The organism is Novosphingobium sp. (assembly GCF_040398825.1).
In the GTDB taxonomy this organism is placed as follows: Bacteria; Pseudomonadota; Alphaproteobacteria; order Sphingomonadales; family Sphingomonadaceae; genus Novosphingobium.
Genome location: NZ_JBBATI010000039.1, coordinates 16557 through 35829, shown reverse-complemented (window position 1 = coordinate 35829; position 19273 = coordinate 16557). Strand labels below are relative to the sequence as shown.

Annotated in this window: 21 protein-coding genes; 15 read left to right on the top strand and 6 right to left on the bottom strand. The window is 65.7% G+C overall.

Annotated features, from left to right (window positions below; all coding sequences use genetic code 11):
- Positions 1 to 269: 269 nt before the first annotated feature.
- On the bottom strand, positions 270 to 452 hold the full coding sequence (locus ABWP89_RS16005) for a Flp family type IVb pilin (protein ID WP_353230539.1): 183 nt from the start codon (positions 450 to 452) through the stop codon (positions 270 to 272).
- Positions 453 to 823: 371 nt separating this feature from the next.
- Complete coding sequence (locus tag ABWP89_RS16000; protein ID WP_353230537.1) at positions 824 to 1006, bottom strand: Flp family type IVb pilin; 183 nt, start codon at positions 1004 to 1006, stop codon at positions 824 to 826.
- Between the two features lie 275 nt (positions 1007 to 1281).
- Here ABWP89_RS16000 and ABWP89_RS15995 point away from each other — a divergent pair, with 275 nt between their 5' ends.
- Together ABWP89_RS15995 and ABWP89_RS15990 are read left to right on the top strand one after the other, a co-directional pair.
- A complete protein-coding gene (locus ABWP89_RS15995) occupies positions 1282 to 1767 on the top strand; it encodes a DUF6644 family protein (RefSeq protein ID WP_353230535.1) in 486 nt (161 codons plus the stop codon).
- Positions 1768 to 1822: 55 nt separating this feature from the next.
- Positions 1823 to 2317 carry a DUF6644 family protein gene (locus tag ABWP89_RS15990; protein ID WP_353230534.1) on the top strand — a complete coding sequence of 165 codons (495 nt, stop codon included), beginning with the start codon at positions 1823 to 1825 and terminating at the stop codon, positions 2315 to 2317.
- Positions 2318 to 2345: 28 nt separating this feature from the next.
- On the opposite strand, the gene ABWP89_RS15985 is transcribed toward ABWP89_RS15990, so the two are convergent.
- The 3 genes from ABWP89_RS15985 to ABWP89_RS15975 all read right to left on the bottom strand — a co-directional run bounded on the left by ABWP89_RS15985 (position 2346) and on the right by ABWP89_RS15975 (position 4856).
- A complete protein-coding gene (locus ABWP89_RS15985; RefSeq protein WP_353230533.1) occupies positions 2346 to 2759 on the bottom strand; it encodes a DUF6152 family protein in 414 nt (137 codons plus the stop codon).
- Positions 2760 to 2767: 8 nt separating this feature from the next.
- The gene (locus ABWP89_RS15980; protein ID WP_353230532.1) at positions 2768 to 3676 is read right to left on the bottom strand and encodes a hypothetical protein; all 909 of its coding nucleotides are present in this window, start codon (positions 3674 to 3676) and stop codon (positions 2768 to 2770) included.
- Positions 3677 to 3773: 97 nt separating this feature from the next.
- Positions 3774 to 4856 (bottom strand): AI-2E family transporter, encoded by a 1083-nt coding sequence (locus ABWP89_RS15975; protein ID WP_353230531.1) that lies wholly within the window; start codon positions 4854 to 4856, stop codon positions 3774 to 3776.
- 234 nt (positions 4857 to 5090) lie between these two features.
- Here ABWP89_RS15975 and ABWP89_RS15970 point away from each other — a divergent pair, with 234 nt between their 5' ends.
- The 13 genes from ABWP89_RS15970 (at position 5091) to ABWP89_RS15910 (ending at position 18271) form a co-directional block, all read left to right on the top strand.
- A complete protein-coding gene (locus ABWP89_RS15970) occupies positions 5091 to 5753 on the top strand; it encodes a PRC-barrel domain-containing protein (protein WP_353230530.1) in 663 nt (220 codons plus the stop codon).
- A 293-nt stretch (positions 5754 to 6046) separates the two neighbouring features.
- Complete coding sequence (locus ABWP89_RS15965; protein ID WP_353230529.1) at positions 6047 to 6778, top strand: hypothetical protein; 732 nt, start codon at positions 6047 to 6049, stop codon at positions 6776 to 6778.
- Complete coding sequence (locus ABWP89_RS15960) at positions 6775 to 7500, top strand: cytochrome c3 family protein (protein WP_353230527.1); 726 nt, start codon at positions 6775 to 6777, stop codon at positions 7498 to 7500. The genes ABWP89_RS15965 and ABWP89_RS15960 overlap by 4 nt, the downstream gene beginning before the upstream one ends.
- Complete coding sequence (locus ABWP89_RS15955; RefSeq protein ID WP_353230526.1) at positions 7493 to 10063, top strand: cation-translocating P-type ATPase; 2571 nt, start codon at positions 7493 to 7495, stop codon at positions 10061 to 10063. The genes ABWP89_RS15960 and ABWP89_RS15955 overlap by 8 nt, the downstream gene beginning before the upstream one ends.
- Positions 10060 to 11154: an Acg family FMN-binding oxidoreductase gene (locus ABWP89_RS15950; protein WP_353230525.1), complete on the top strand. Its 1095-nt coding sequence runs from the start codon at positions 10060 to 10062 to the stop codon at positions 11152 to 11154. Before ABWP89_RS15955 ends, ABWP89_RS15950 begins: the two co-directional genes overlap by 4 nt.
- Positions 11155 to 11167: 13 nt before the next feature.
- Positions 11168 to 11512, top strand: coding sequence for a hypothetical protein (locus ABWP89_RS15945; protein ID WP_353230524.1), 345 nt, complete (start codon positions 11168 to 11170; stop codon positions 11510 to 11512).
- A gap of 13 nt (positions 11513 to 11525) precedes the next feature.
- Positions 11526 to 12269, top strand: coding sequence for a DUF6920 family protein (locus tag ABWP89_RS15940; RefSeq protein ID WP_353230522.1), 744 nt, complete (start codon positions 11526 to 11528; stop codon positions 12267 to 12269).
- A 149-nt stretch (positions 12270 to 12418) separates the two neighbouring features.
- On the top strand, positions 12419 to 12562 hold the full coding sequence (locus ABWP89_RS15935; protein WP_353230521.1) for a hypothetical protein: 144 nt from the start codon (positions 12419 to 12421) through the stop codon (positions 12560 to 12562).
- 68 nt (positions 12563 to 12630) lie between these two features.
- Positions 12631 to 13491 carry an SH3 domain-containing protein gene (locus ABWP89_RS15930; RefSeq protein WP_353230520.1) on the top strand — a complete coding sequence of 287 codons (861 nt, stop codon included), beginning with the start codon at positions 12631 to 12633 and terminating at the stop codon, positions 13489 to 13491.
- 61 nt (positions 13492 to 13552) lie between these two features.
- Positions 13553 to 14992: an efflux transporter outer membrane subunit gene (locus ABWP89_RS15925; RefSeq protein WP_353230518.1), complete on the top strand. Its 1440-nt coding sequence runs from the start codon at positions 13553 to 13555 to the stop codon at positions 14990 to 14992.
- Positions 14992 to 16332 carry an efflux RND transporter periplasmic adaptor subunit gene (locus ABWP89_RS15920; protein WP_353230517.1) on the top strand — a complete coding sequence of 447 codons (1341 nt, stop codon included), beginning with the start codon at positions 14992 to 14994 and terminating at the stop codon, positions 16330 to 16332. The genes ABWP89_RS15925 and ABWP89_RS15920 overlap by 1 nt, the downstream gene beginning before the upstream one ends.
- Positions 16332 to 17051, top strand: a complete 720-nt coding sequence (locus ABWP89_RS15915) for an ABC transporter ATP-binding protein (RefSeq protein WP_353230516.1) — start codon at positions 16332 to 16334, stop codon at positions 17049 to 17051. The genes ABWP89_RS15920 and ABWP89_RS15915 overlap by 1 nt, the downstream gene beginning before the upstream one ends.
- Complete coding sequence (locus ABWP89_RS15910) at positions 17051 to 18271, top strand: ABC transporter permease (RefSeq protein WP_353230515.1); 1221 nt, start codon at positions 17051 to 17053, stop codon at positions 18269 to 18271. Before ABWP89_RS15915 ends, ABWP89_RS15910 begins: the two co-directional genes overlap by 1 nt.
- Here the strand turns inward: ABWP89_RS15910 and virB11 are convergent.
- Positions 18240 to 19271 carry a P-type DNA transfer ATPase VirB11 gene (gene virB11 / locus ABWP89_RS15905; RefSeq protein WP_353230514.1) on the bottom strand — a complete coding sequence of 344 codons (1032 nt, stop codon included), beginning with the start codon at positions 19269 to 19271 and terminating at the stop codon, positions 18240 to 18242. The two genes, ABWP89_RS15910 and virB11, sit on opposite strands and share 32 nt — an antisense overlap.
- Between the last annotated feature and the right edge of the window lie 2 nt (positions 19272 to 19273).

Below are 19273 nucleotides of genomic sequence, written 5' to 3'. Positions count from 1 at the left end.
TTTTCTGCCCGCGCTGCCAGAAATAGGGGGTCTGACTGCACTGACGTGCAGTCAGACCCCCCGCCCCGCCTCGCGAGCCCGACCACCAATGATACCATCATGCTGTGGTGGTCGGCCCCCGACGGGAACATCGTTTTCGTCGCACAAGTGACGCGAGGCGGGGCGGGGGGTCTGAGTCGCGTATAGCGCGACCTGATATTAGTCGCGCGCATACGAAAAGGGGGGCAGGTTTCCCTGCCCCCCCGAACGTTGTCGTTTCGACTTACGACTTAGAGCTTGCCGCTCTGAGCGTTGGTCATCTGACCCGAAACGTAGTTGAAGGTGTTCGACAGCGAGTTGCCCAGGGCACCCATCGCGGTGATCGCAGCAACGGCGATCAGAGCAGCGATCAGACCGTATTCAATTGCGGTCGCGCCAGCTTCGTCTTTCAGAATCTTGTTGATCAGCTTCATGTCAAATTCCCCTTTAATGCCGCTCGTTGTCCCCGGAGTGGCAAGACCGGGTTTAGCGCGAGGGCGTAAAGCAGTGGTTAAAGCCGGGCCGCCCAAAGCATATTTTTGCATTGGTGTTTGGCACCGGAATGCGCGTTCATGGCCCAATCGCCACCTGGGCAGTCCATTTCTGTTTCAAAGCAGGACGACAGCGCAGGATTCGCGCGATCTGCGCCAATTCGATCGACTCACGGGCGAATCGGGCCGGCAATGATGACTATCGGCCCCAACCGCGACCGCGTGGTGGCCAGACATGGTCGTGCGACGGACACAAAAAGGGGGGCAGGTTTCCCCGCCCCCCCTGATTCGGTCAACGCCGTGTCTGCGTGCGATTACAGCTTGCCGCTTTGTGCGTTGGTCATCTGGCCCGAAACATAGGTAAAGGTGTTGGACAGTGAATTGCCCAGCGCGCCCATGGCGGTGATCGCGGCGACGCTGATCAGCGCGGCCATCAGGCCATATTCGATTGCGGTCGCGCCGCTCTCATCCTTCAAAATGCGATGGATCAACTGCATGACATGCCCCTTTCTATGCGCCGCGTGCGCGTAAGATTTCCCCCTGCAGGTTTTACGCGCCAAGTGTGAAACAGGGGGTAACCGCAAACCTTTGCCGGTGATTTGTGGTTCGCCCGGCGGAGGGACCCGCACGTCACAAAATGGCGTTGCCCTGGCGGCGATCGCCCTTTCCCGCCGCGGGGTTGATGATCCTGTGCAATCTGGCCATGATCGATATCCATTGGCAGCACCGCGCAAGTGACCGGTATGCAGACCGGGCCCGGGATGGAGACAGCATGACGACGTTGCACGATTTTGCGGTATGGTTGGCGCATTCGCCGCTGAACGCGGCGGTCACGGGGCCATCGTGGCTGGTGCCGGAAATCCAGGTTGTGCACATTGTTGCGATTGCCGCGGTGGTGATTGCGTCCACGCTGATCAATCTGCGCGCGCTGGGCCTGGCTGAAACCGATCTGCCGCAACAGACGGTGGTGCGCACCTGGGCCCGCGTGATCGTGATCGCCGTGGCGGTGCTGGCGGCAACCGGGATTCTGCTGGTGGTCAGCGAACCAGGCCGCGCCTTGTTCCGCACGGTGTTCTGGGTAAAGCTGGGGCTGATCGCGACGGCGCTGGCCGTTACCGCGGCGCAGGGCCGCACCGGGCCAGTGCCGACCGCGGCATCGCGCGCGCTGGCGATTGCATCGCTGCTGTTGTGGGTGGGGGTGATCTTTGCCGGCCGCTGGATCGCCTATGCCGAAGGCTGGCCCGGCGCCTTTTCGTGATCGCGGCCTGCTTGGCTGATCGCTATGACACTACACTTTGCCGATGGATGCGCTGATGTCGCTTGAAGATATTGCCAACAGCCTGGCCACCACCTGGCTGGCCGAAACGCTGACCGACAGCACGTGGTTGTTCGGCGTGGTCGAAGCTGTGCATGTCATGGCGCTGACGCTGGTGTTCGGATCGATCGCGCTGGTCGATCTGCGCCTGATCGGGCTGGCGCAACGCCACCGCGATGCCGATACGCTGGTCCGCCAGCTGCTGCCGCTGACCTGGGGCGGGTTTGCGTTGGCGGCGATCAGCGGCACCACGATGATCTTTGCCAATCCGCACGGCTATTTCGACAACACCTTTTTTCGCGCCAAGATGGTCGCGCTGGTGCTGGCCGGGCTGAATGTGCTGCTGTTCCATTACGTGGTGCAGCCGCGCGCGCACGCCGCCGATGCGCCCAAATCCTCAAATACCTTGGGCCAGCGCCTGTCCGGCGGCATTTCGCTGCTGTTGTGGCTGACCATCATCACCTGTGGCCGCTGGATCGGTTTTACGATCTGATCCGGCGCACCGCGCGGGTGCGAAACGATCAATGTCCGCCGGCGGCGGCCTTTTCGATATTGATCAGGCTGGCCTGCAGCACCGTGCCATTGTCGAGCAGGGTGACCTTGCGAAAACCGCCGCCATGCTGGCCATCGCGCAGGGGGTTTACCTCAACCGCCACGCGGTCGCCCACTTTCAGCGACTGACGGCTCCAGCCCAGCCGGGTCAGGTTGCCCGGGCTGGTCAGCTCGATCGCCCAGACGCCCGATTGCCCGGCCGGGCCCGTCACGTTGACGAACAGTGACGTGTGCGGATTGACCCAGCGAAATTCCTTTACCGTGCCCTGCAGCGTGATCACTTTGGCCGGATCGAACATGGCAAAGCTGTGGTGCGCGCGCGCAGGTCCCACGGCGAACAGCGCGGGGATCAGGGCGATCATGGTAATGGTCTTGCGGAACATGCGTGCTCTCACGGGTTGGTGGCCGGCGGGTTGGCGGATGAAGCGTCTGCTGGCGGCAGGACGTTACCATCCTGTTGCCGGGTGGGGATATAGACCGGATTGCCCCATTTGTCTGTGGCCGGTTCAAAATCGCCCTGGCGGCACACGCCTTCGACAATTTCAAAGCTGCGCTTGCGCGTGCGATGGTACAGGCGGCGGGTTTCCCACGGATGGGTCAGGATATGCGGCGCGGTGATCACCAGATCGTCGGCCAAGGTGTCAGGCGTGATCAGGTGCAGCCGTTCGCGGATCACGGTGTCGCCGCCGGTGGGAATGCCGACCGCCTCACCAACCGCCAGAAACACCTGCGGCAGAATGCCCCGCGTTTCCACCACCAGCGTATCGCCTTCCCAGTGGCCCACCGAATAGCCGTGGAAACTGGGATCGGGGTCGGCCGGCATGGCGCGCCCGTCGGTCCAGATGCGGCGCAGGCGGTTGCCATCGGATTCGCCCAGCAGTGTGACGCGCCCCGGCGTGAACAGAAATTCCTGTGCGTTGTGGGTGATCAGCATCAGGCTGGGCATGCCATGCGGCAGGCAATTCACCAGCAGCCCGCGCGGCCGCCCGGCGTCTTCCTCATGCGTCCAGTAATCGACCTGCTTTTGAATCGCGGGCTGCCACGGCGTCGGATTGGCGGTGATCTGCGCCTCCTGATCGCGCATGTCGGGCAACCAGGTCCCGCTCCAGTCGGGCAAGGTCGCGATGGCCGCCCAATCGGCGGCGGTCGGCGGTGGCACCACCGAATCGACGGGCGCGGCCATGGCCGGCGTGGTGGCGACGAGTGCCAGCACGCCCAGCATGCGGCGCAGGGCCCTGACGCCGGGGGTCAGTGTCACGGCGCCATCGCGGCTGCGCGGCGTGTTGTTACGGACGTTCACCTTGTCCCCTTCGCAAGATCCTGACGCATTTGCCTGAGGCATAGCATGGCCGGCGCGGTCGTCCATCGCCAGCTTTGCACCGTGGCCGCAAAGGTCATCAAGGGTGTTTGGCAAAATCGCGCGTCATGCGGGGGCCGGGCGCCACAACCTGTTCCACCCACAGCACCCTGACCACCACCATGGCAAACAGTGTGAGCGGCGCAGCAAGCAGCACCGCAGCGGGGCCGAACAGCATGGTGACGCCGATCGTCGCCAGCAGTGCCAGCACCGGGGGCAGCGCGGTGACCTCTGCCTGCACCAGCGGCGTGACAAAATTGCCTTCGATGAAATGGACGCCAAAATACATCAGGATGACCATGCCGGCCTGGCTTGGCCCCTGCGTCAGCGCCACCAGCACCGCCGGAATGGCCGCCAGAATCGGCCCGGCATAAGGGATGAACGCCAGCAGGCCGCCCACCAGCCCAAGCGCAAAGGCGGCCTCTATCCCCAGCAGCCACAGCCCTATGCCCGACAGGATGCCGATCACCAGCATCACCACAAACTGTCCGGCCAGCCAGCTGCGCAGGATCAGTCGGGTTTGGTCGAACACCCTGTTGGCGCGATCCCGGCAGGATGGTGGCAGCAATTTCAGGCCCATCCGGCGATACAGTTCCGGCTGTGCCGCCAGATAGATGCTGGCGAAAAAGGTCACCACGGCATAACCGGCGCCCAGCGCCAGCCCCTGGCCGATGGTGGACAGCAGCGACGCGGCCCAGCCCGCGCCGTTGGTCGCGCCGGCACCGCGCAACTGTTCCAGCGCGTAACGACCGTAAGGGTGTTCCTGCAATCGGCCGATCAGCACTTTCAGTCCGGCGGGGGCCTGCAGTGCCACGTCGTTCATCTGGCGGGCGGCGACCGAGCCAAAAAACCACATCGCGCCGGCGAACGCCGCGATCAGCGCGATGACCACCACCACCAACGCCACCGACACCCCAACCCTGGTCCTGGCCGCAATGAACGTTGCCCCTGCCCGCAAGCCGATCGCAAACAGCACGACACCAAAAAACAGCAAGACCAGATCGGCCAGCCGCCACAGCGCGATGGCCACCGCGCCGATCACCACCACCACCAGCACGCGCTGCGCAAATTCGCCCAGGTTCTGGGTACTGCCGGAACGCGGCGATGGGTCTGGCTGCGGCATGGGAATGGTCCCTTTGCGCGGGGGCCGGGATTTCATGCTGACAGCCGCTACCCCCGCTATCCGGCCATGGCTGCGCAAAAGTCAAAACCAATCGGACGGTTTTGGCGGGCTTGGGTACATTCCGAAGCTGGCAGGCCGCCTGCGCCCACCCGTATTGGAATGGTGCCGCGGCGCCGCGACAGCCCTTGCGCGGGGCCCGCGCCAGCTTCGGCTTTGGCCCAGGAGAATACCGTCATGCTGTGGAGCGCATCGTCAATCCGTGGATACACGGTCGTTGCCAGCGATGGCACATCGGGCACCGTCAGCGATTTCATCTTTGAGGACCGGGGCTGGGCCATCAGGTGGCTGGTGGTCGAAACCGGGGCGTGGTTTGCGGGTCGGCGGCTGTTCGTGCCGGTGTCGGCGTTCGGACATCCGGACCCGGAAACGCAGGCATTTTCACTCGACATGACTTTGGCCGAACTGGCGGATTGCCCGGGTCGCGACCTTGCCCAACTCAGCGATGCCGAGACCGGCGCGCATTTCACGCAAGATGACATGGCCGGCGGCCAGACCGACCACGCCGGGCCGCATTTTCGCAGCCTTGCCGTGATGAGCCAGGCGACGGTCGCAGCGGACGACGGCGCAGTTGGCCACGCCGAAGATTTTCTGATCGATTCGGCCGACTGGCAGGTCAAATACCTGGTCGTTGACACATCGGACTGGTGGTTCGGGGAAAAGATCCTGATCTCCACCCACGCTATCACCGGTATCGATTATATGCATCATGTCCTGACGCTGGACGTGACGCGCCAATTTGTAAAAGACGGCGCGCGCTTTTCGCCGGAACAGACCGTCGATGGGGCCTTTGACGAATCCTTCGAAACCTATTTCGGTATCCGGTTTGTCAAAAAATAGCGGGCCCGGCGCAATTTCGTCCTTTGGGACGCGGGATCGGGGGTGCGGCAACGATCAGGCCGCGCAGCCGACAATATCACCGTCAACCGCAGTGCGACCAGGCAGCGCAATGTGTGTGGTGTCGCGATGGCTTCGCCTGTTGGCATCGGGCCCAACCGGCGCCTTCGTTAACGCAGGGTCCGATCGGTGCGGACCCATTGATGCCGATCAATGTGCGCGGTTGCAATGCCCGTAACCCGCTGAAGCCGGTTCGTGCCAGCGCAGGAGTTTGGCGAGATGCCGTGGTATTTTACGTGAACCCGCTGTCCTTGCCAATGCAGACTGCTGCGCTGTTCGGCTGGATATCGGCCGCCCTGCTGGCGCAGGTGCTGCTGGGGGTGGCCGTGGCGGTTGTCCGCGCGCGCGCCAGAGTGCGGGCGGTGGTGGTGCCTGGCTGGTTTGCCAGACTGCGCAGCAGCCTGATCAGCCGCGAGGTCATTCCTTTTTATGTCTCGCTGGCCATGCTGGGGGTGACGGCGCTGGCGGTCGATGCGGTCCTGCATCTGGCCGGGTTGGTCTGGATCGGACGCTATCTTGGTATCGTTGGCGTTGCGATGATCCTGTTTTCGTTCCGCTATTCGCTGCGCAAGCACAAGCTGATCACGGTGGGTAACCCGATCAAATTGCTGCGCCTGCACGAGCGGCTGGCCTGGGCCGGGTCCATGCTGGTGCTGGTGCATGCCGGCATCCATTTCAACGCCATCCTGGCGTGGCTGGCGGTCCTGGCAATGGTGATCAATTTCGCCAGCGGATTGACCGGGAAATACCTGCTGGGCCGCGCGCGCAAGCGGCTTGAGGCGAACCGTGCCACATTGGCCGCGCTGGGTGTTGCGCCGGACCGGTTCGATGAACACAGTTTCTGGGACACCCTGGCCTATGCGGCGGTCAGGCAATGGCGGGCGATCCACTTGCCGATCACGCTGGCCTTTGGCGTGCTGGCGCTGTCCCATGTGATCGCGACATTCCTGTTCTGGAATTGGGCATGATGCGCCATTGGGGTCTGATCCTGGTTGCGCTCAACTTGTGCGGGTTGATCGCCGTGGTCTTCGCATGGCCGCAGCTGATGGTTGCGCCAGGGCCGCTGATCCCGGCGCACGCGCAGATCGCCGGGAACTGCTTTGCCTGTCACGCCCCGCTGGCGGGGGCATCGGCACAGCGCTGCGTTGCCTGTCACAAGCTGGCCGATATCGGCGTGCGCACCACCACGGGCGTGTTGCTCGGCCCCGCCCGGCGCCGGATTGCCTTTCACCAGTCGCTGGCGCAGCCCGATTGCATGGCCTGCCACAGCGACCATAGCGGCCCAGCGCTGGTAAAACGTCTGCAGCACCCGTTTGCGCACGCTCTGCTGCGCCCCGAAATGCGTGACAGGTGCGTGGAATGTCATCGTGCGCCGGCGGGTGCCTTCCATGCCAGGGCGGGAAGCAACTGCGTGCAGTGCCACACCCAACGGGACTGGAAGAGCGCGACATTCGATCACGCCCGGCTGTTTGCGCTGACCGGGCCGCACAAGGCCGCCTGCAACACCTGCCACAGCGGCGGCGATACCAGCCAATACACCTGTTTCGGCTGTCATCAGCATCAGCCCGATGCAATCCAGGCCAGCCACGCCCGTCGGGGGATTGCCGATACCGGCCATTGTGCGCGCTGCCATCGCGGCGGCGCAGGCGAAGGTGAAGGAGGCGAAAATCATGGCGGAGGTGATGATTGATGCCCGGAAACCGGATGGTCTGACCGCGGCAGAGGCCAGCGCAAGGCTGGCCGCGGATGGGCCAAACGCACTGCCGCACGCCGGTGAGCGATCGATCTGGCGTATCGCGCTGGAGGTTTTGCGCGAACCGATGCTGGCGCTGCTGCTGGCCGGGGGGGTGGCCTATCTGCTGTTGGGCGACCTGGTCGAAGCGCTGATCCTGCTCAGCTTTGCGCTGTTCTCGATCCTCGTGACGGTGATTCAGGAAAGCCGCACAGAACATGTGCTGGAGGCATTGCAGGATTTGTCGGCACCGCGCGCGCTGGTCATTCGTGATGGCGTGCGGGCGCATATCGCCGGGCGCGATGTGGTGCGCGATGATCTGATCGTGCTGGAACCGGGCGGCCGCGTCGCTGCCGACGCGCTGTTGATCGAGGCGGCCGACCTGCAAACCGATGAATCGCTGTTGACCGGCGAATCGCTGCCGGTGGGCAAAGTCGCAGAAATGGGCGAGGCCGCTGACAGCGCACAACGCCCTGGTGGCGAAGGTCAGGCCACAGTCTATTCCGGGTCGCTGGTCGCGCGTGGTACCGGGATTGCGCGGGTCACGGCGACCGGGCCTCGCAGCGAAATCGGGCGGATCGGTCAGTCGCTGGCAACGCTCGATACCGAAGCGCCGCGCCTGCATGGCGAAGTCAACCGGATCGTGCTGTGGTGCGCGACCGGCGGCGCGGTGGTGGCGCTGACGGTGGTGGTGCTGTTCGGGGTCCTGCGCGGCAGCTGGATCGATGCGGTGCTGGCCGGGATTGCCATCGGCATGTCGCTGCTGCCCGAAGAATTCCCCGTCGTGCTGACGGTGTTTCTGGCGATGGGGTCATGGCGGATCGGCAAAGTCGGCGTGCTGACCCGGCGCGCGGCGGCGATCGAAACGCTGGGCTCGGCCACCGTGCTGTGCACCGACAAGACCGGCACGCTGACCGAAAACCGCATGTCGGTGGCCGATCTGTGGCTGCCCTCGGGCGAAACCATGCAGGGCGTCAGTGCGGGCGCCATCGCCGGTGGTTTTGCAGAACTGGCCAGGATTGCCGCGCTGGCCAGCGCGATCGATCCGACCGACCCGATGGAGGTGGCGCTGCATCAAGCTGCGCCCGACATTGGTCAATCCGGGGCAACGCTGGTGCACGCCTATGCCCTGCGGCCCGAATTGCTGGCGATGGCCAATGCGTGGGATGATCAGGGCGCGCTGACGCTGGCGGCCAAAGGCGCGCCAGAGGCGATTGCGGGGCTGTGCCGCCTGGCGCCCGATGCGCTGGCACGGATGACCGCCGCGGTCGAAATGATGGCATCGCGCGGCATTCGCGTGCTGGCCGTGGCCACCGCCACACCGCGTGATCAGCAGTGGGCGGCATCGCAGCGCGACTATCACTTTGCGCTGACCGGGCTGGTCGGGCTGGCCGATCCGTTGCGCGCCAGTGTGCCGGATGCGGTGGCGCAATGCCTGGGCGCGGGCATCCGCGTGGTGATGATCACCGGCGATTATGCCGCAACCGCGCGGTCGATCGCGACGCAGGCGGGGATTGCCGGTGGCGATGTGATGACCGGCGCCGATCTCGAAGCGCTGGACGATGCTACGCTGGCGGAGCGGCTGAAGACCGTGACGGTGTTCGCCCGGATCATGCCCGAACAGAAACTGCGCATTGTCCAGGCGTTCAAGACCGATGGCGAGGTGGTCGCGATGACCGGTGACGGCGTCAACGACGCACCTTCGCTAAAGGCCGCGCATATCGGCATTGCCATGGGCAAACGCGGCACCGATGTCGCCCGCGAAGCCTCTGCCATGGTCCTGCTCGACGATGATTTTGGTTCGATCGTGCAGTCGGTCCGGCTGGGGCGGCGGATCTATGACAATATCCGCAAGGCGATGGCGTTCATCTTTGCGGTGCATGTGCCGATCGCCGGGCTGGCGCTGTTGCCGCTGTTGCTGAACATGCCGATCCTGTTTGGCCCGATCCACATCGCGCTGCTGGAAATGGTGATCGACCCGGTCTGCGCCCTGGTGTTCGAGGCAGAGCGCGAAGAGGCCGACAGCATGACCCGTCGCCCGCGTGATCCGGCCGAGCCGCTGTTTTCCCTGCCGATGATCGGCTGGAGCGTGCTGCAGGGCGGGCTGGCATTTGCCATGCTGGCCACGGTGTTCGTGGTCGAAAGCCGCGCCGGGATGGCAGAGGCGGAATTGCGCGCGCTGATCTTCTTTGCCCTGATCACGCAAGTTCTGGCGCTGACCATGGTCAACCGTTCGTTCGGGCCGTCGCTGGGCGCGGCGGTGCTTCGCCACAATACCGCGTTGCGTGCCGTCATCGCCGCCATCGCGGCGGTTACCGCGCTGATCCTGCTGGTTCCCTGGGCACAGACGCTGCTGAAATTCGGCTCGATCGCCTGGCCCGACATGGCGCTGGCGGCCGGTCTTGGCGTGCTGCTGCTGCTCGCGCTCGAAGCCGGCAAGGCGCTGGCCCGGCTCCCCGCAATACGCCTGCGGCTGACCAAGCATTCCGTTCAAACCCGCATGACAAGGAAACAGCCATGAACCGCAGGCAATGGATGATCGGCGCAGGGGGGATTGCCGTGCTCGGTGGCGGGGCAACGCTGTTCACGCTGTACGGGATGGGATCATCGTCGGACTATGCGACACGCATGGCCGCACTGCGCGCGCCGCTGGCCGATCCGGCGCTGGCTGTCGATCTGGTGCGCTATGCCACGCTCGCACCCAATGGCCACAACACGCAACCGTGGCGGTTTCGCGTGGGCAACAAGCGCATCGATATCCTGCCCGATTTTTCACGCCGGACACCGGTGGTCGACCCTGACGATCATCATGTTTTCGTCAGCCTGGGCGCCGCGGCCGAAAATCTGATGCTGGCCTCCGCTGCGCGCGGTCAGCCCGGGGCCCTGCGGTTTGATCCTGGCGAAGGCGTGGTGCGGTTTGATCATGACAGCGCGCAGGCGATCCGGTCGCCGCTGTTCGATGCCATTCCAAAACGGCAATCGACCCGCACCGACTATGACGGTCGCGCGGTCGGCACGGCAGAGCTTGATATGCTGGCCAGGGCGGCAGCGGTCCCGGGGGTTGATCTGGTGCTGCTGACCGACCGTATCCGGATCGGCCATTTGCGCGATCTGATGGTGGCGGGCAATTCTGCGCAGATGGCCGACGCGGCCTTTGTGCGAGAGCTGAAAACGTGGTTGCGCTTTAACCCCCGACGGGCACTGCAGACCGGCGATGGACTCTATAGTGTCGCGTCGGGCAGCCCGGCGCTGCCCGACCGGATCGGACCGCCGGCGTTTGACTGGCTGGCGACCCCTGCTTCGCAAAACCGTGCCTATGCCCGCCAGATCGATTCGTCTGCCGGGATCGCGGTGTTCCTGGGCGCAGCGGCGGACCCGGAGCATTGGGTCGCGGTGGGGCAATCCTGCCAGCGCTTTGCCTTGCAGGCCACCGCGCTCGGTCTGAAACACGCCTTTATCAACCAGCCGGTAGAGGTTCCCGGTTTGCGCCCGGAACTGGCCGCGCTGGTCGGCGCGCCGGGCCGGCGGCCGGATATCGTGATGCGCTTTGGCTATGGCCCGACCATGCCGTGGTCGCCGCGTCGCCCGGTCGCGGCGGTAATGGTGGCCTGATCGGGTGACCGGCGTGCCGCCCCGTTTCCTGCTGTGGGCGCTGAAATTGGTGCACACGATCATCTGGGTGTTCTTCGTGGCGATGATCGCGGCGATCTGGGTATTTGCGGCGCAGGGCGATTTTGCGGGCGCGGCGCTGGCCATCGCCATGGTGCTGGTCGAGGTGGCCATCCTTGGCCTCAATCATGGGCATTGCCCGCTTGGCAAAGTGGCACAGCGCTACACGGCGGATCGCGCTGCCAATTTTGATATCTGCCTGCCGGCCTGGCTGGCAGCACGGACCAAGCCGATTTTTGGCCCCCTGTTTGTCGGGGGCATCCTGTTCGCAGTCATGCGCTGGGCGACCATGCCCCGATAAAAGGAGTTTCAGCATGTCCAGTCCGTTTCCGCCCCGGCGCAACGATCTGCCGGGGGCGGTCATCGATCTTGCCGCGCGGATCGGCGCACAGGCCATACCGGCCGGCTCTGCTGACGCGGGCATGGTCACCCTGACGCAGGCCGGCCGGATGAAACGGGCGCTGGGGCAGGATCGCTGGATGGCCTTTACCGCCCGGCAGACCATTTCCACCGGTGCCTGCAATTTCGCCTGGCGCGCGCGCTTTACGCCGTTCGGGATGATCAGCGTCTGCGATGCGCTTGATAACGGCGTCGGGCGGCTGGATGTCACGGCGCTGGGCGTGATTCCGCTGGCCCGCACCGCGCACACAGCGGCGCTCATGCGGGGTGAATTGATGCGGTACCTTGCCGAAATCGCGTGGGCACCCGATGCCATTTTCAACAACCGGGACTTGCGCTGGCGCGAGGCGGGTCCCGACACGCTGATGGTGGGCGCGGGACACGGCGCAGCGGGGGCCGAAATTGCGCTTGGGCTTGACCGCGAGGGACGCATTGCGACGGCCTTCGCGCCCGATCGCCCGCGATCGGCGGTCGAACCGATCCTGCCCACCCCGTGGCGCGGCCGATATTGGGACTATCGGCGCCATCTGGGGCGATGGATACCCTTCGCCGGCGAAGTCGCGTGGACGGTCGATGGGCATGATGAGGTCTATTGGCAGGGGACCCTCGCCAGTTGGGCGACGAACCTGCCGGTGAACGCCTCTGCCCCATCCGGGTGAGTAGAATCCGACGCTGCCACGCGAATGGCCAGGCCCGCATAGCGTGGTTTCACTGCGGTGAACCCTACAGCTCGCCAGGCCCCCCGGGGGCATGTGCCTTGATCTTTGGACCAGAGCCACCGCGCGCGCATTCACAAAGGAGCCTTCCAATGCGGCGTTCCACAATTCAATCGGTGCTGGCGTTCGCGCTGATCACGCTCAGCCTTGGCGTGTCGGCCTGCCACGATGGCCGCCCTGACCGGGGGGATCATCGCCCGCGCGATCACGATCACCGGAATGCCCCGCACGGCTAACCCGCGCGTTCCGGCCTTTGTCCGCGCGCCGACGCGCGTGCACGGCCCCATCATAAAGAGACGATATCATGCGCAAATATGCCCTCGTCGCGGCCCTGTGGGCTGTGGCTCTGCCGCTGTCGCCCGCACTGGCTGCGCCGATGCACGGCTATGCCGTGCGGACCACCACCATGCTGTCCGGCCCCGATTTCGATTATCCTGCCGTGCAACGTGTGCGCCGCAATGCCGGTATCACGGTCTATGGCTGCCTGCGTGACTGGAGCTGGTGCGATGTCAGCAATCGTGCCGCGCGGGGCTGGGTCACGGGCAACGATATTGTCGTCAATTATCAGGGGCGCCGCCAGAGCATCCTGCCGACGATGGGGATCGGCGTGCTGTCGTTCGTGTTCGGGTCCTATTGGGACAGGCATTATCGCAGCCGCAGCTTTTACAGCCAGCGGCCCCGCTATGAACAGCAATACAACACCGGCCACCGCCCGCAGTGGGGGCCATATCCCGGCGCGCCCGGGATTGGGCCGCAGTATGGCCAGCCAGATCGTGGCCCGCAGCGTGGTGTGATCCGGCAGCGGCCAACCATGCCCCCACGCCAGGTGACGCCGCCCCGCGCAGCGCCGCAGCAACACCAGCCGGGCATGGGCCAGCCCGGTGCCGGACAGCGCCCAAACCGTCCGACGCAGCGACCCGACAGGGCGCAGCCACAGCCGCAGGCGCCCCGCGTCGCCCCGCCACAGCGTCAACCCGGTGCAATGCAACGCCAGAACGGCGCCGCGCAACAGCGATCCGCGCCGGAACGGCCAGCGCCACAGGGGCGCCAGGTGGGCCCCGGCAATGGCAATCGTGGCAACGGTCAGGCGCCTGGCCAGCAGCGCGGCGGTCGTCCGGCCGGCCAGCAAGGCCGCCCCAACCAAAATCAGCGGCCATCGGATTGATGGCCACGACCGGCGCGCACGCTGCCATGGATGGCGTGCCGGTACCGGCCGTGCACCGGCCATGACGCGGCGGATCATCCGGTGGTGTGGCCTGGCCACCGGGCCGGGGCTGCTGGCGCTGTCGGGCTGTGCGGCCGGGCCGGATTACCGTGCGCCGCAGCCCGCCGCGCTGGGGGTGCCGCCGGCGTGGTCGGTCGTGTCCGACCCGTCCGCTCGTTCTGACCCTGCCGGCAATGCCCGCTGGTGGGACCGGTTCGGCGATGCGGAGCTGTCGCGGCTGGAACTGGCCGGTCTCGCCGCCAACCTTGATATCGCGCAGGCCTTGTCGCGCCTGCGCCAGTCGCGTGAACTGCTGGTCCAGGCGCGCAGCGCCGCGGTGCCGACGGTTTCGGCATCGGGCGGCTACACCCACACCCAGTCGATTGTCGCGCCGGCCGGCGCCAATGCGTCGGGCGACAGCCTGACCCTGGGCGTCGATGCGGCCTATCAGGTCGATCTGTTCGGTGGCCGGTCGCGTGCGATCGAGGCGGCGCGGGCCGATCGTGATGCCAGCCGGTTTGGCTATGGCGCGGTGGCGCTGACGGTGCAGTCGGGCATTGCCCAGGGCTATCTGCAAGTCCGCCTGCAACAGACCAATCTGGCCAATGCGCAGGCGGCGCAGACCAACCAGGCCGACAATCTGCAGATTGCCGGCTGGCGCCGCCAGGCCGGGCTGATCGGTGATCTGGATGTCGAACTGGCGCGCAGCCAGCTGGCCCAGACCACCGCCGCCATTCCGCAAATCGACAGCAGCCTCAATCAGGCGATCACCGGGCTGGGCGTGCTGCTGGGGCGCGAACCGGGGGCCTTGCGCGCCGAACTGGCGGTGCTGCAACCGATTCCGACCGGCCCGGCCAGCCTGGCGCTGGGCATTCCGGTGGATGTGCTGCGCCAGCGGCCCGATGTCCGCGCGGCCGAACGCACGCTGGGCGCGGCCACGGCGCGGATCGGGGTGGCGCAGGCCGCGCTGTATCCTGCGCTGTCGCTGGGTGGCACGATCGGCACCGGGCCGGGCACATTCCCCAATCCGTTCGCGGTGATCACGGGCCAGGCCTTTGCCAGTCTGGCCCAGACCATCTTTGACGGCGGCCGGCTGCGCAGTGTGGTCCGCGCGCAACGCGCTGCGACCGAGGGTGCATTTGCCAGTTACAAACAGACGGTGCTGACCGCGCTTGAAGACACCGAAAACGCGGTGGTCGCGCTGCGTTCTGCCAACTTGCGCCAAACGCAGTTCGATCTGGCGCAACAGTCCGCAACCAATTCAGCCGTGCTCGCGCGCCAGCAATATCGCAGCGGGCTGATCGATTATGCGTCGCTGCTGATCACCGAAAACCTTTTGATCAGCGCACGCAACGGAGTGGCGCAGGCGCGCCATGACCGGGCGGCGGCGCTGGTGCAGCTTTTCGCGGCACTGGGCGGTGGCTGGACCGATCAGGACGCCGTTTCCGGACAGGACAACTGATGGCTGAAACAACCGACGCCCCGACCCCGGCAGCACCCGCGACCGATGATACCGATGCCTTTCTGGGCGTAAAGCCGGTGGCGTGGTGGCGGCGCTGGATCAAATGGGTGGTCGTGGGGGCGATCGTGCTGGTCGCAGTCGTGCTGGCATTCCTGTATTTCGGCAAAGCGCCGGCCAGCCAGTATATCAGCCAGCCGGTGCGCCGCGGCGCGCTGCAGGTCACCGTTTCGGCGACCGGGCGGCTCGCCCCGGTCAACCAGATCCTGGTCGGGTCGGAACTGTCGGGACTGGTGACCAAAGTCATGGTCGATGTGAATTACCCGGTCATCGCCGGGCAACCGCTGGCGCTGATCGATCCATCGCGGTTTGCCGACACCGTCCACCAGAGCGAGGCGCAATTGCGCGCCAACCAGGGCTCTGTCGCGCTGGCACAGGCCACCGTGGCGCAGGACAGCGCGCAACTGGCGCGGCAGGAACAGGTGTTCCGCATTTCGGGTGGCAAAGTGCCGTCGGACACCGATCTGGCCACCGCGCGCGCCGAATTGGGCCGCGCCCGGGCATCGCTCGCCTCCGCCGTGGCCAACGTCGCGGCATCGCGCGCGGTGCTGTCGTCGGCCAGCACCAGCCTGACCAAGACCGTGATCCGGTCCCCGGTCAAAGGCGTGGTGCTGACCCGCCAGATTGAACCGGGGCAGACCGTGGCCGCGTCGTTCAACACGCCCACGCTGTTCGTGATCGCACAGGATCTGGCGCAGATGAAATTGCCGGTGGCGGTGGACGAAGCCGATGTCGGCGAAGTGGCGGAAGGGCAGCAGGCGACGTTTACCGTCGATGCCTTTCCGGGGGAGCGCTTTCCCGCGACAATCTCGCGCGTGGACCTGGGGTCGAATCTGACCGCGACCTCTGCCACCGCGACCGCCAGCACCACCAGCAGTTCGCAGGTGGTGTCGTACAATGCCAATCTGACCGTGGGCAATGCCACCTTGCGGTTGCGACCCGGCATGACCGCGACCGCCACCATCACCACCAAGGCCCGGCCAAACGTGCTGTTGGTGGCCAACGCCGCGCTGCGCTACAAACCGGTCGATGGCAAGGCCAGCTCTGGCGGTTTCGCCAGCGCGATCATCCCCAGCCGTTCGCGCCGGGGCGGTCAGCAGGCGCAAGTGGCGGCGCGCGGCAAAGGCGCGCGCCAGACGGTCTATGTGCTCGACAAGGGTGCGGCCAGGGCTGTCGAAATCCAGACCGGCGTGACCGATGGCACAATGACCGAGGTGACCGGCGGCGCGCTCCAGCCCGGGATGCAGGTCATCACCGGGCAACTGGCCAGCGGCGGCAACTGATGCCGCCGCCGCTGATCGAGCTCAAACGCGTGACCAAAAGTTTTGGGGTGGGCGACGTGCAGTTTCAGGCGCTGAAGGGCATCGACATGGCGGTCACCCAGGGCGATTTCGTGGCGATCATGGGCGCATCGGGGTCGGGCAAATCGACCACGATGAACATCCTGGGCTGTCTCGATGTGCCGACCGGCGGGCACTATCTGTTCAAGGGCCACGATGTCGGCGCGCTGAACCGCGACCAGCGCGCGCTGCTGCGGCGGCGCTACCTGGGGTTTGTGTTTCAGGGCTACAATCTGCTGGCGCGCACCTCGGCCCTGGAAAATGTCGAACTGCCGCTGATCTACCGCGGCGACGGACGCGACCAGCGGCGGGAATTGTCGCTGGCCGCGCTGGGCAAGGTCGGGCTGACCGAATGGGCGGGCCACACCCCGGCAGAACTGTCGGGCGGGCAACAACAGCGGGTGGCGATTGCCCGCGCGCTGGTCACCAGTCCCGAACTGCTGCTGGCTGACGAGCCGACCGGCAATCTTGACAGCGAACGTTCGGTTGAAATCATGCGGTTGCTGACCGATCTCAACCGTATCAGCGGCATCACCGTGGTGATGGTCACGCACGAGCCCGACATGGCGGCATATGCGCGGCGGATCATTCATTTCAAGGACGGGCTGGTCGAACGGATCCAGCAGAACAGCCCCGGGCCAGCGGTCGGGGCCGCCGCCTGATGCTGTTCACCACCTTCCTTTTGGCGTTCCGGTCCATCAGTCGCCACCTGATGCGGTCATTCCTGACCACGCTGGGCATCATCATCGGCGTGGCGGCGGTGGTCACCATGGTCACGCTGGGTCAGGCAACCACGCTGGCGGTGCAGAAACAGATCGCCAGCCTGGGCAACAACATCCTGCTGGTGCGGCCGGGGCAGGGCTTTGGCCGGGGCGGCGGCGGGCCGCAACCACCCAATTTCGACGCACAGGACGTTGCCGCCGTGCGCGACCAGATCGCCGGCATCACCGCGATTGCGCCCCAGGCGAGCAGCGCGGTCACCGCTGTTTACGAAGGATCGAACTGGACCACCACGGTCAACGGCACCACAGCAGGCTTTTTCACCATCCAGCCCTGGCCACTGGTGGCCGGGCGCGGCTTTGAACCCGACGAGGAACAGGCGGGCAAGGCGGTGTGCATCATCGGCAATACCGTGCGCAAGAACCTGTTCACCCAAGGCGCTGCACCCGGCGCGCCGCTGGGGCAACGCATCCGCCTGAACGGCATTTCGTGCCTGGTGATCGGCGTGCTGTCGACGCGCGGGCAGGCGGGGTTCGGCGGCGATCAGGATGATGTGGTGATCATGCCGATCAAGACCGTGCAGCGCCGGTTGAACGGCAATCTTGATATCCGGGTCATGCTGGTCGGGGTGGACCAGACCTATGACAGCCCCGCCGTGCAAAGCGCGCTGACCGATCTGTTGCGCGAACGCCGCCAGATTACCGGCGGCAAACAGGATGATTTCAACATTTTCGACACCGCGCAGATCAGCGCCACGCTGACCGGCACGACCACGCTGCTGACCGGCATTGTCACTGCGGTTGCGGCGATCAGCCTGGTGGTCGGCGGGATCGGCATCATGAACATCATGCTGGTATCGGTAACCGAACGCACCCGTGAAATCGGCATCCGCCTGGCCATCGGCGCGCTGGCGCACGAAGTGCTGACGCAGTTTCTGGTAGAGGCGATCGTGCTGTCCTGCCTGGGCGGCATTATCGGCATCGCGCTGGCGCAACTGCTGGTGGTGATCATTGCCCCGCTGATGCAGGTGCCATGGCTGTTCGTGCCCCGGATCAACGTCATCGCCTTTCTGATCGCGGCCGCCATTGGCGTGGTGTTCGGCTATTTCCCGGCTCGCCGCGCGGCGAGCCTCAATCCGATCGATGCGCTTCGCTATGAATAGCGCCAGATACGGGCACGCCGGCATCGGCGCCGGCTGCCGATAGCCAGGCGACCTCGGTCACGCGGCGCACGCCATCGATACGGCGCAATTGCACGACCACATCGACCACCTGGCGGATATAGCTGCGGATGGCATCCCAGCCGACCCCGGTCTGCGCCGTCAGCGCCAGCAGGGCAATCTGGTCCAGCGCGCCCTGCGGGGAATCGGCATGGATGGTGGTGATCGATCCCGGGTGCCCCGAATTGACCGCGCGCAGAAAACTGAACGCCTCGGTCCCGCGCAATTCGCCCAGCAGGATGCGGTCCGGGCGCAAGCGCAGCGCGGCCTGCAACAGGTCTTCGACATCGACCCGGCCTTCGCCGCCATCGCCGCGGGTGGCGACCATGGCCACGACATTGGCGTGATCCATCTGCAATTCGGGCGCATCTTCGATCGTCACCAGCCGTTCGTCGCCGGGCACACATTTGACCAGCGCGTTCATCAGCGTGGTCTTGCCCGATGCGGTTCCGCCCGACAGCACCACCGTCTTGCGCGCGGCCACCGCCGCCCGCAGAAACCCGCCATGATCCCCCTGCGCCAGCCGATCGGCCAGGTGGCGGTCGGCCTGTGCAGCAGAATCGCTGCCCACGCGCGCAAACAGGCCGGATTGTTCGAGATCATCGAGCGATCGGTCGGACATGCCATGGCGGCGGATGGCAAACACCGGGCCGGACCGGACCACCGGTTCGCCGATGATCTGTACCCGCGTGCCATCATCCAGGCTGGCCGATACCAGCGGCTGCTGGCGGTTGAACGCCTGGTGGCTGGATGCGGCGATCTGCCGCGCCAGCCGGTCCAGCATGTTGGGTGTCAGATCGGGCGCGGGCACGCGCTCGATGCCGCCGTCGCGGTGTTCCAGCCACACCTCGCCCGGCCGGTTGATCCACACATCGGTGACCCCGGGCGCATCCAGAAACGGCCGCAGGACCTGCAGATAGGCGCTGAGGTAAACCCCGTCCACGC

Coding starts and splice junctions, on each gene's coding strand:
- ABWP89_RS15955 (WP_353230526.1), top strand. CDS start 7,493: ATGATTGATGCCCGGAAACCGGATGGTCTGACCGCGGCAGAGGCCAGC.
- ABWP89_RS15995 (WP_353230535.1), top strand. CDS start 1,282: ATGACGACGTTGCACGATTTTGCGGTATGGTTGGCGCATTCGCCGCTG.
- ABWP89_RS15930 (WP_353230520.1), top strand. CDS start 12,631: ATGCGCAAATATGCCCTCGTCGCGGCCCTGTGGGCTGTGGCTCTGCCG.
- ABWP89_RS16000 (WP_353230537.1), bottom strand. CDS start 1,006: ATGCAGTTGATCCATCGCATTTTGAAGGATGAGAGCGGCGCGACCGCA.
- ABWP89_RS15950 (WP_353230525.1), top strand. CDS start 10,060: ATGAACCGCAGGCAATGGATGATCGGCGCAGGGGGGATTGCCGTGCTC.
- ABWP89_RS15960 (WP_353230527.1), top strand. CDS start 6,775: ATGATGCGCCATTGGGGTCTGATCCTGGTTGCGCTCAACTTGTGCGGG.
- ABWP89_RS15910 (WP_353230515.1), top strand. CDS start 17,051: ATGCTGTTCACCACCTTCCTTTTGGCGTTCCGGTCCATCAGTCGCCAC.
- ABWP89_RS16005 (WP_353230539.1), bottom strand. CDS start 452: ATGAAGCTGATCAACAAGATTCTGAAAGACGAAGCTGGCGCGACCGCA.
- ABWP89_RS15975 (WP_353230531.1), bottom strand. CDS start 4,856: ATGCCGCAGCCAGACCCATCGCCGCGTTCCGGCAGTACCCAGAACCTG.
- ABWP89_RS15970 (WP_353230530.1), top strand. CDS start 5,091: ATGCTGTGGAGCGCATCGTCAATCCGTGGATACACGGTCGTTGCCAGC.
- ABWP89_RS15940 (WP_353230522.1), top strand. CDS start 11,526: ATGTCCAGTCCGTTTCCGCCCCGGCGCAACGATCTGCCGGGGGCGGTC.
- ABWP89_RS15915 (WP_353230516.1), top strand. CDS start 16,332: ATGCCGCCGCCGCTGATCGAGCTCAAACGCGTGACCAAAAGTTTTGGG.
- ABWP89_RS15985 (WP_353230533.1), bottom strand. CDS start 2,759: ATGTTCCGCAAGACCATTACCATGATCGCCCTGATCCCCGCGCTGTTC.
- ABWP89_RS15925 (WP_353230518.1), top strand. CDS start 13,553: ATGACGCGGCGGATCATCCGGTGGTGTGGCCTGGCCACCGGGCCGGGG.
- ABWP89_RS15990 (WP_353230534.1), top strand. CDS start 1,823: ATGTCGCTTGAAGATATTGCCAACAGCCTGGCCACCACCTGGCTGGCC.
- ABWP89_RS15935 (WP_353230521.1), top strand. CDS start 12,419: ATGCGGCGTTCCACAATTCAATCGGTGCTGGCGTTCGCGCTGATCACG.
- ABWP89_RS15920 (WP_353230517.1), top strand. CDS start 14,992: ATGGCTGAAACAACCGACGCCCCGACCCCGGCAGCACCCGCGACCGAT.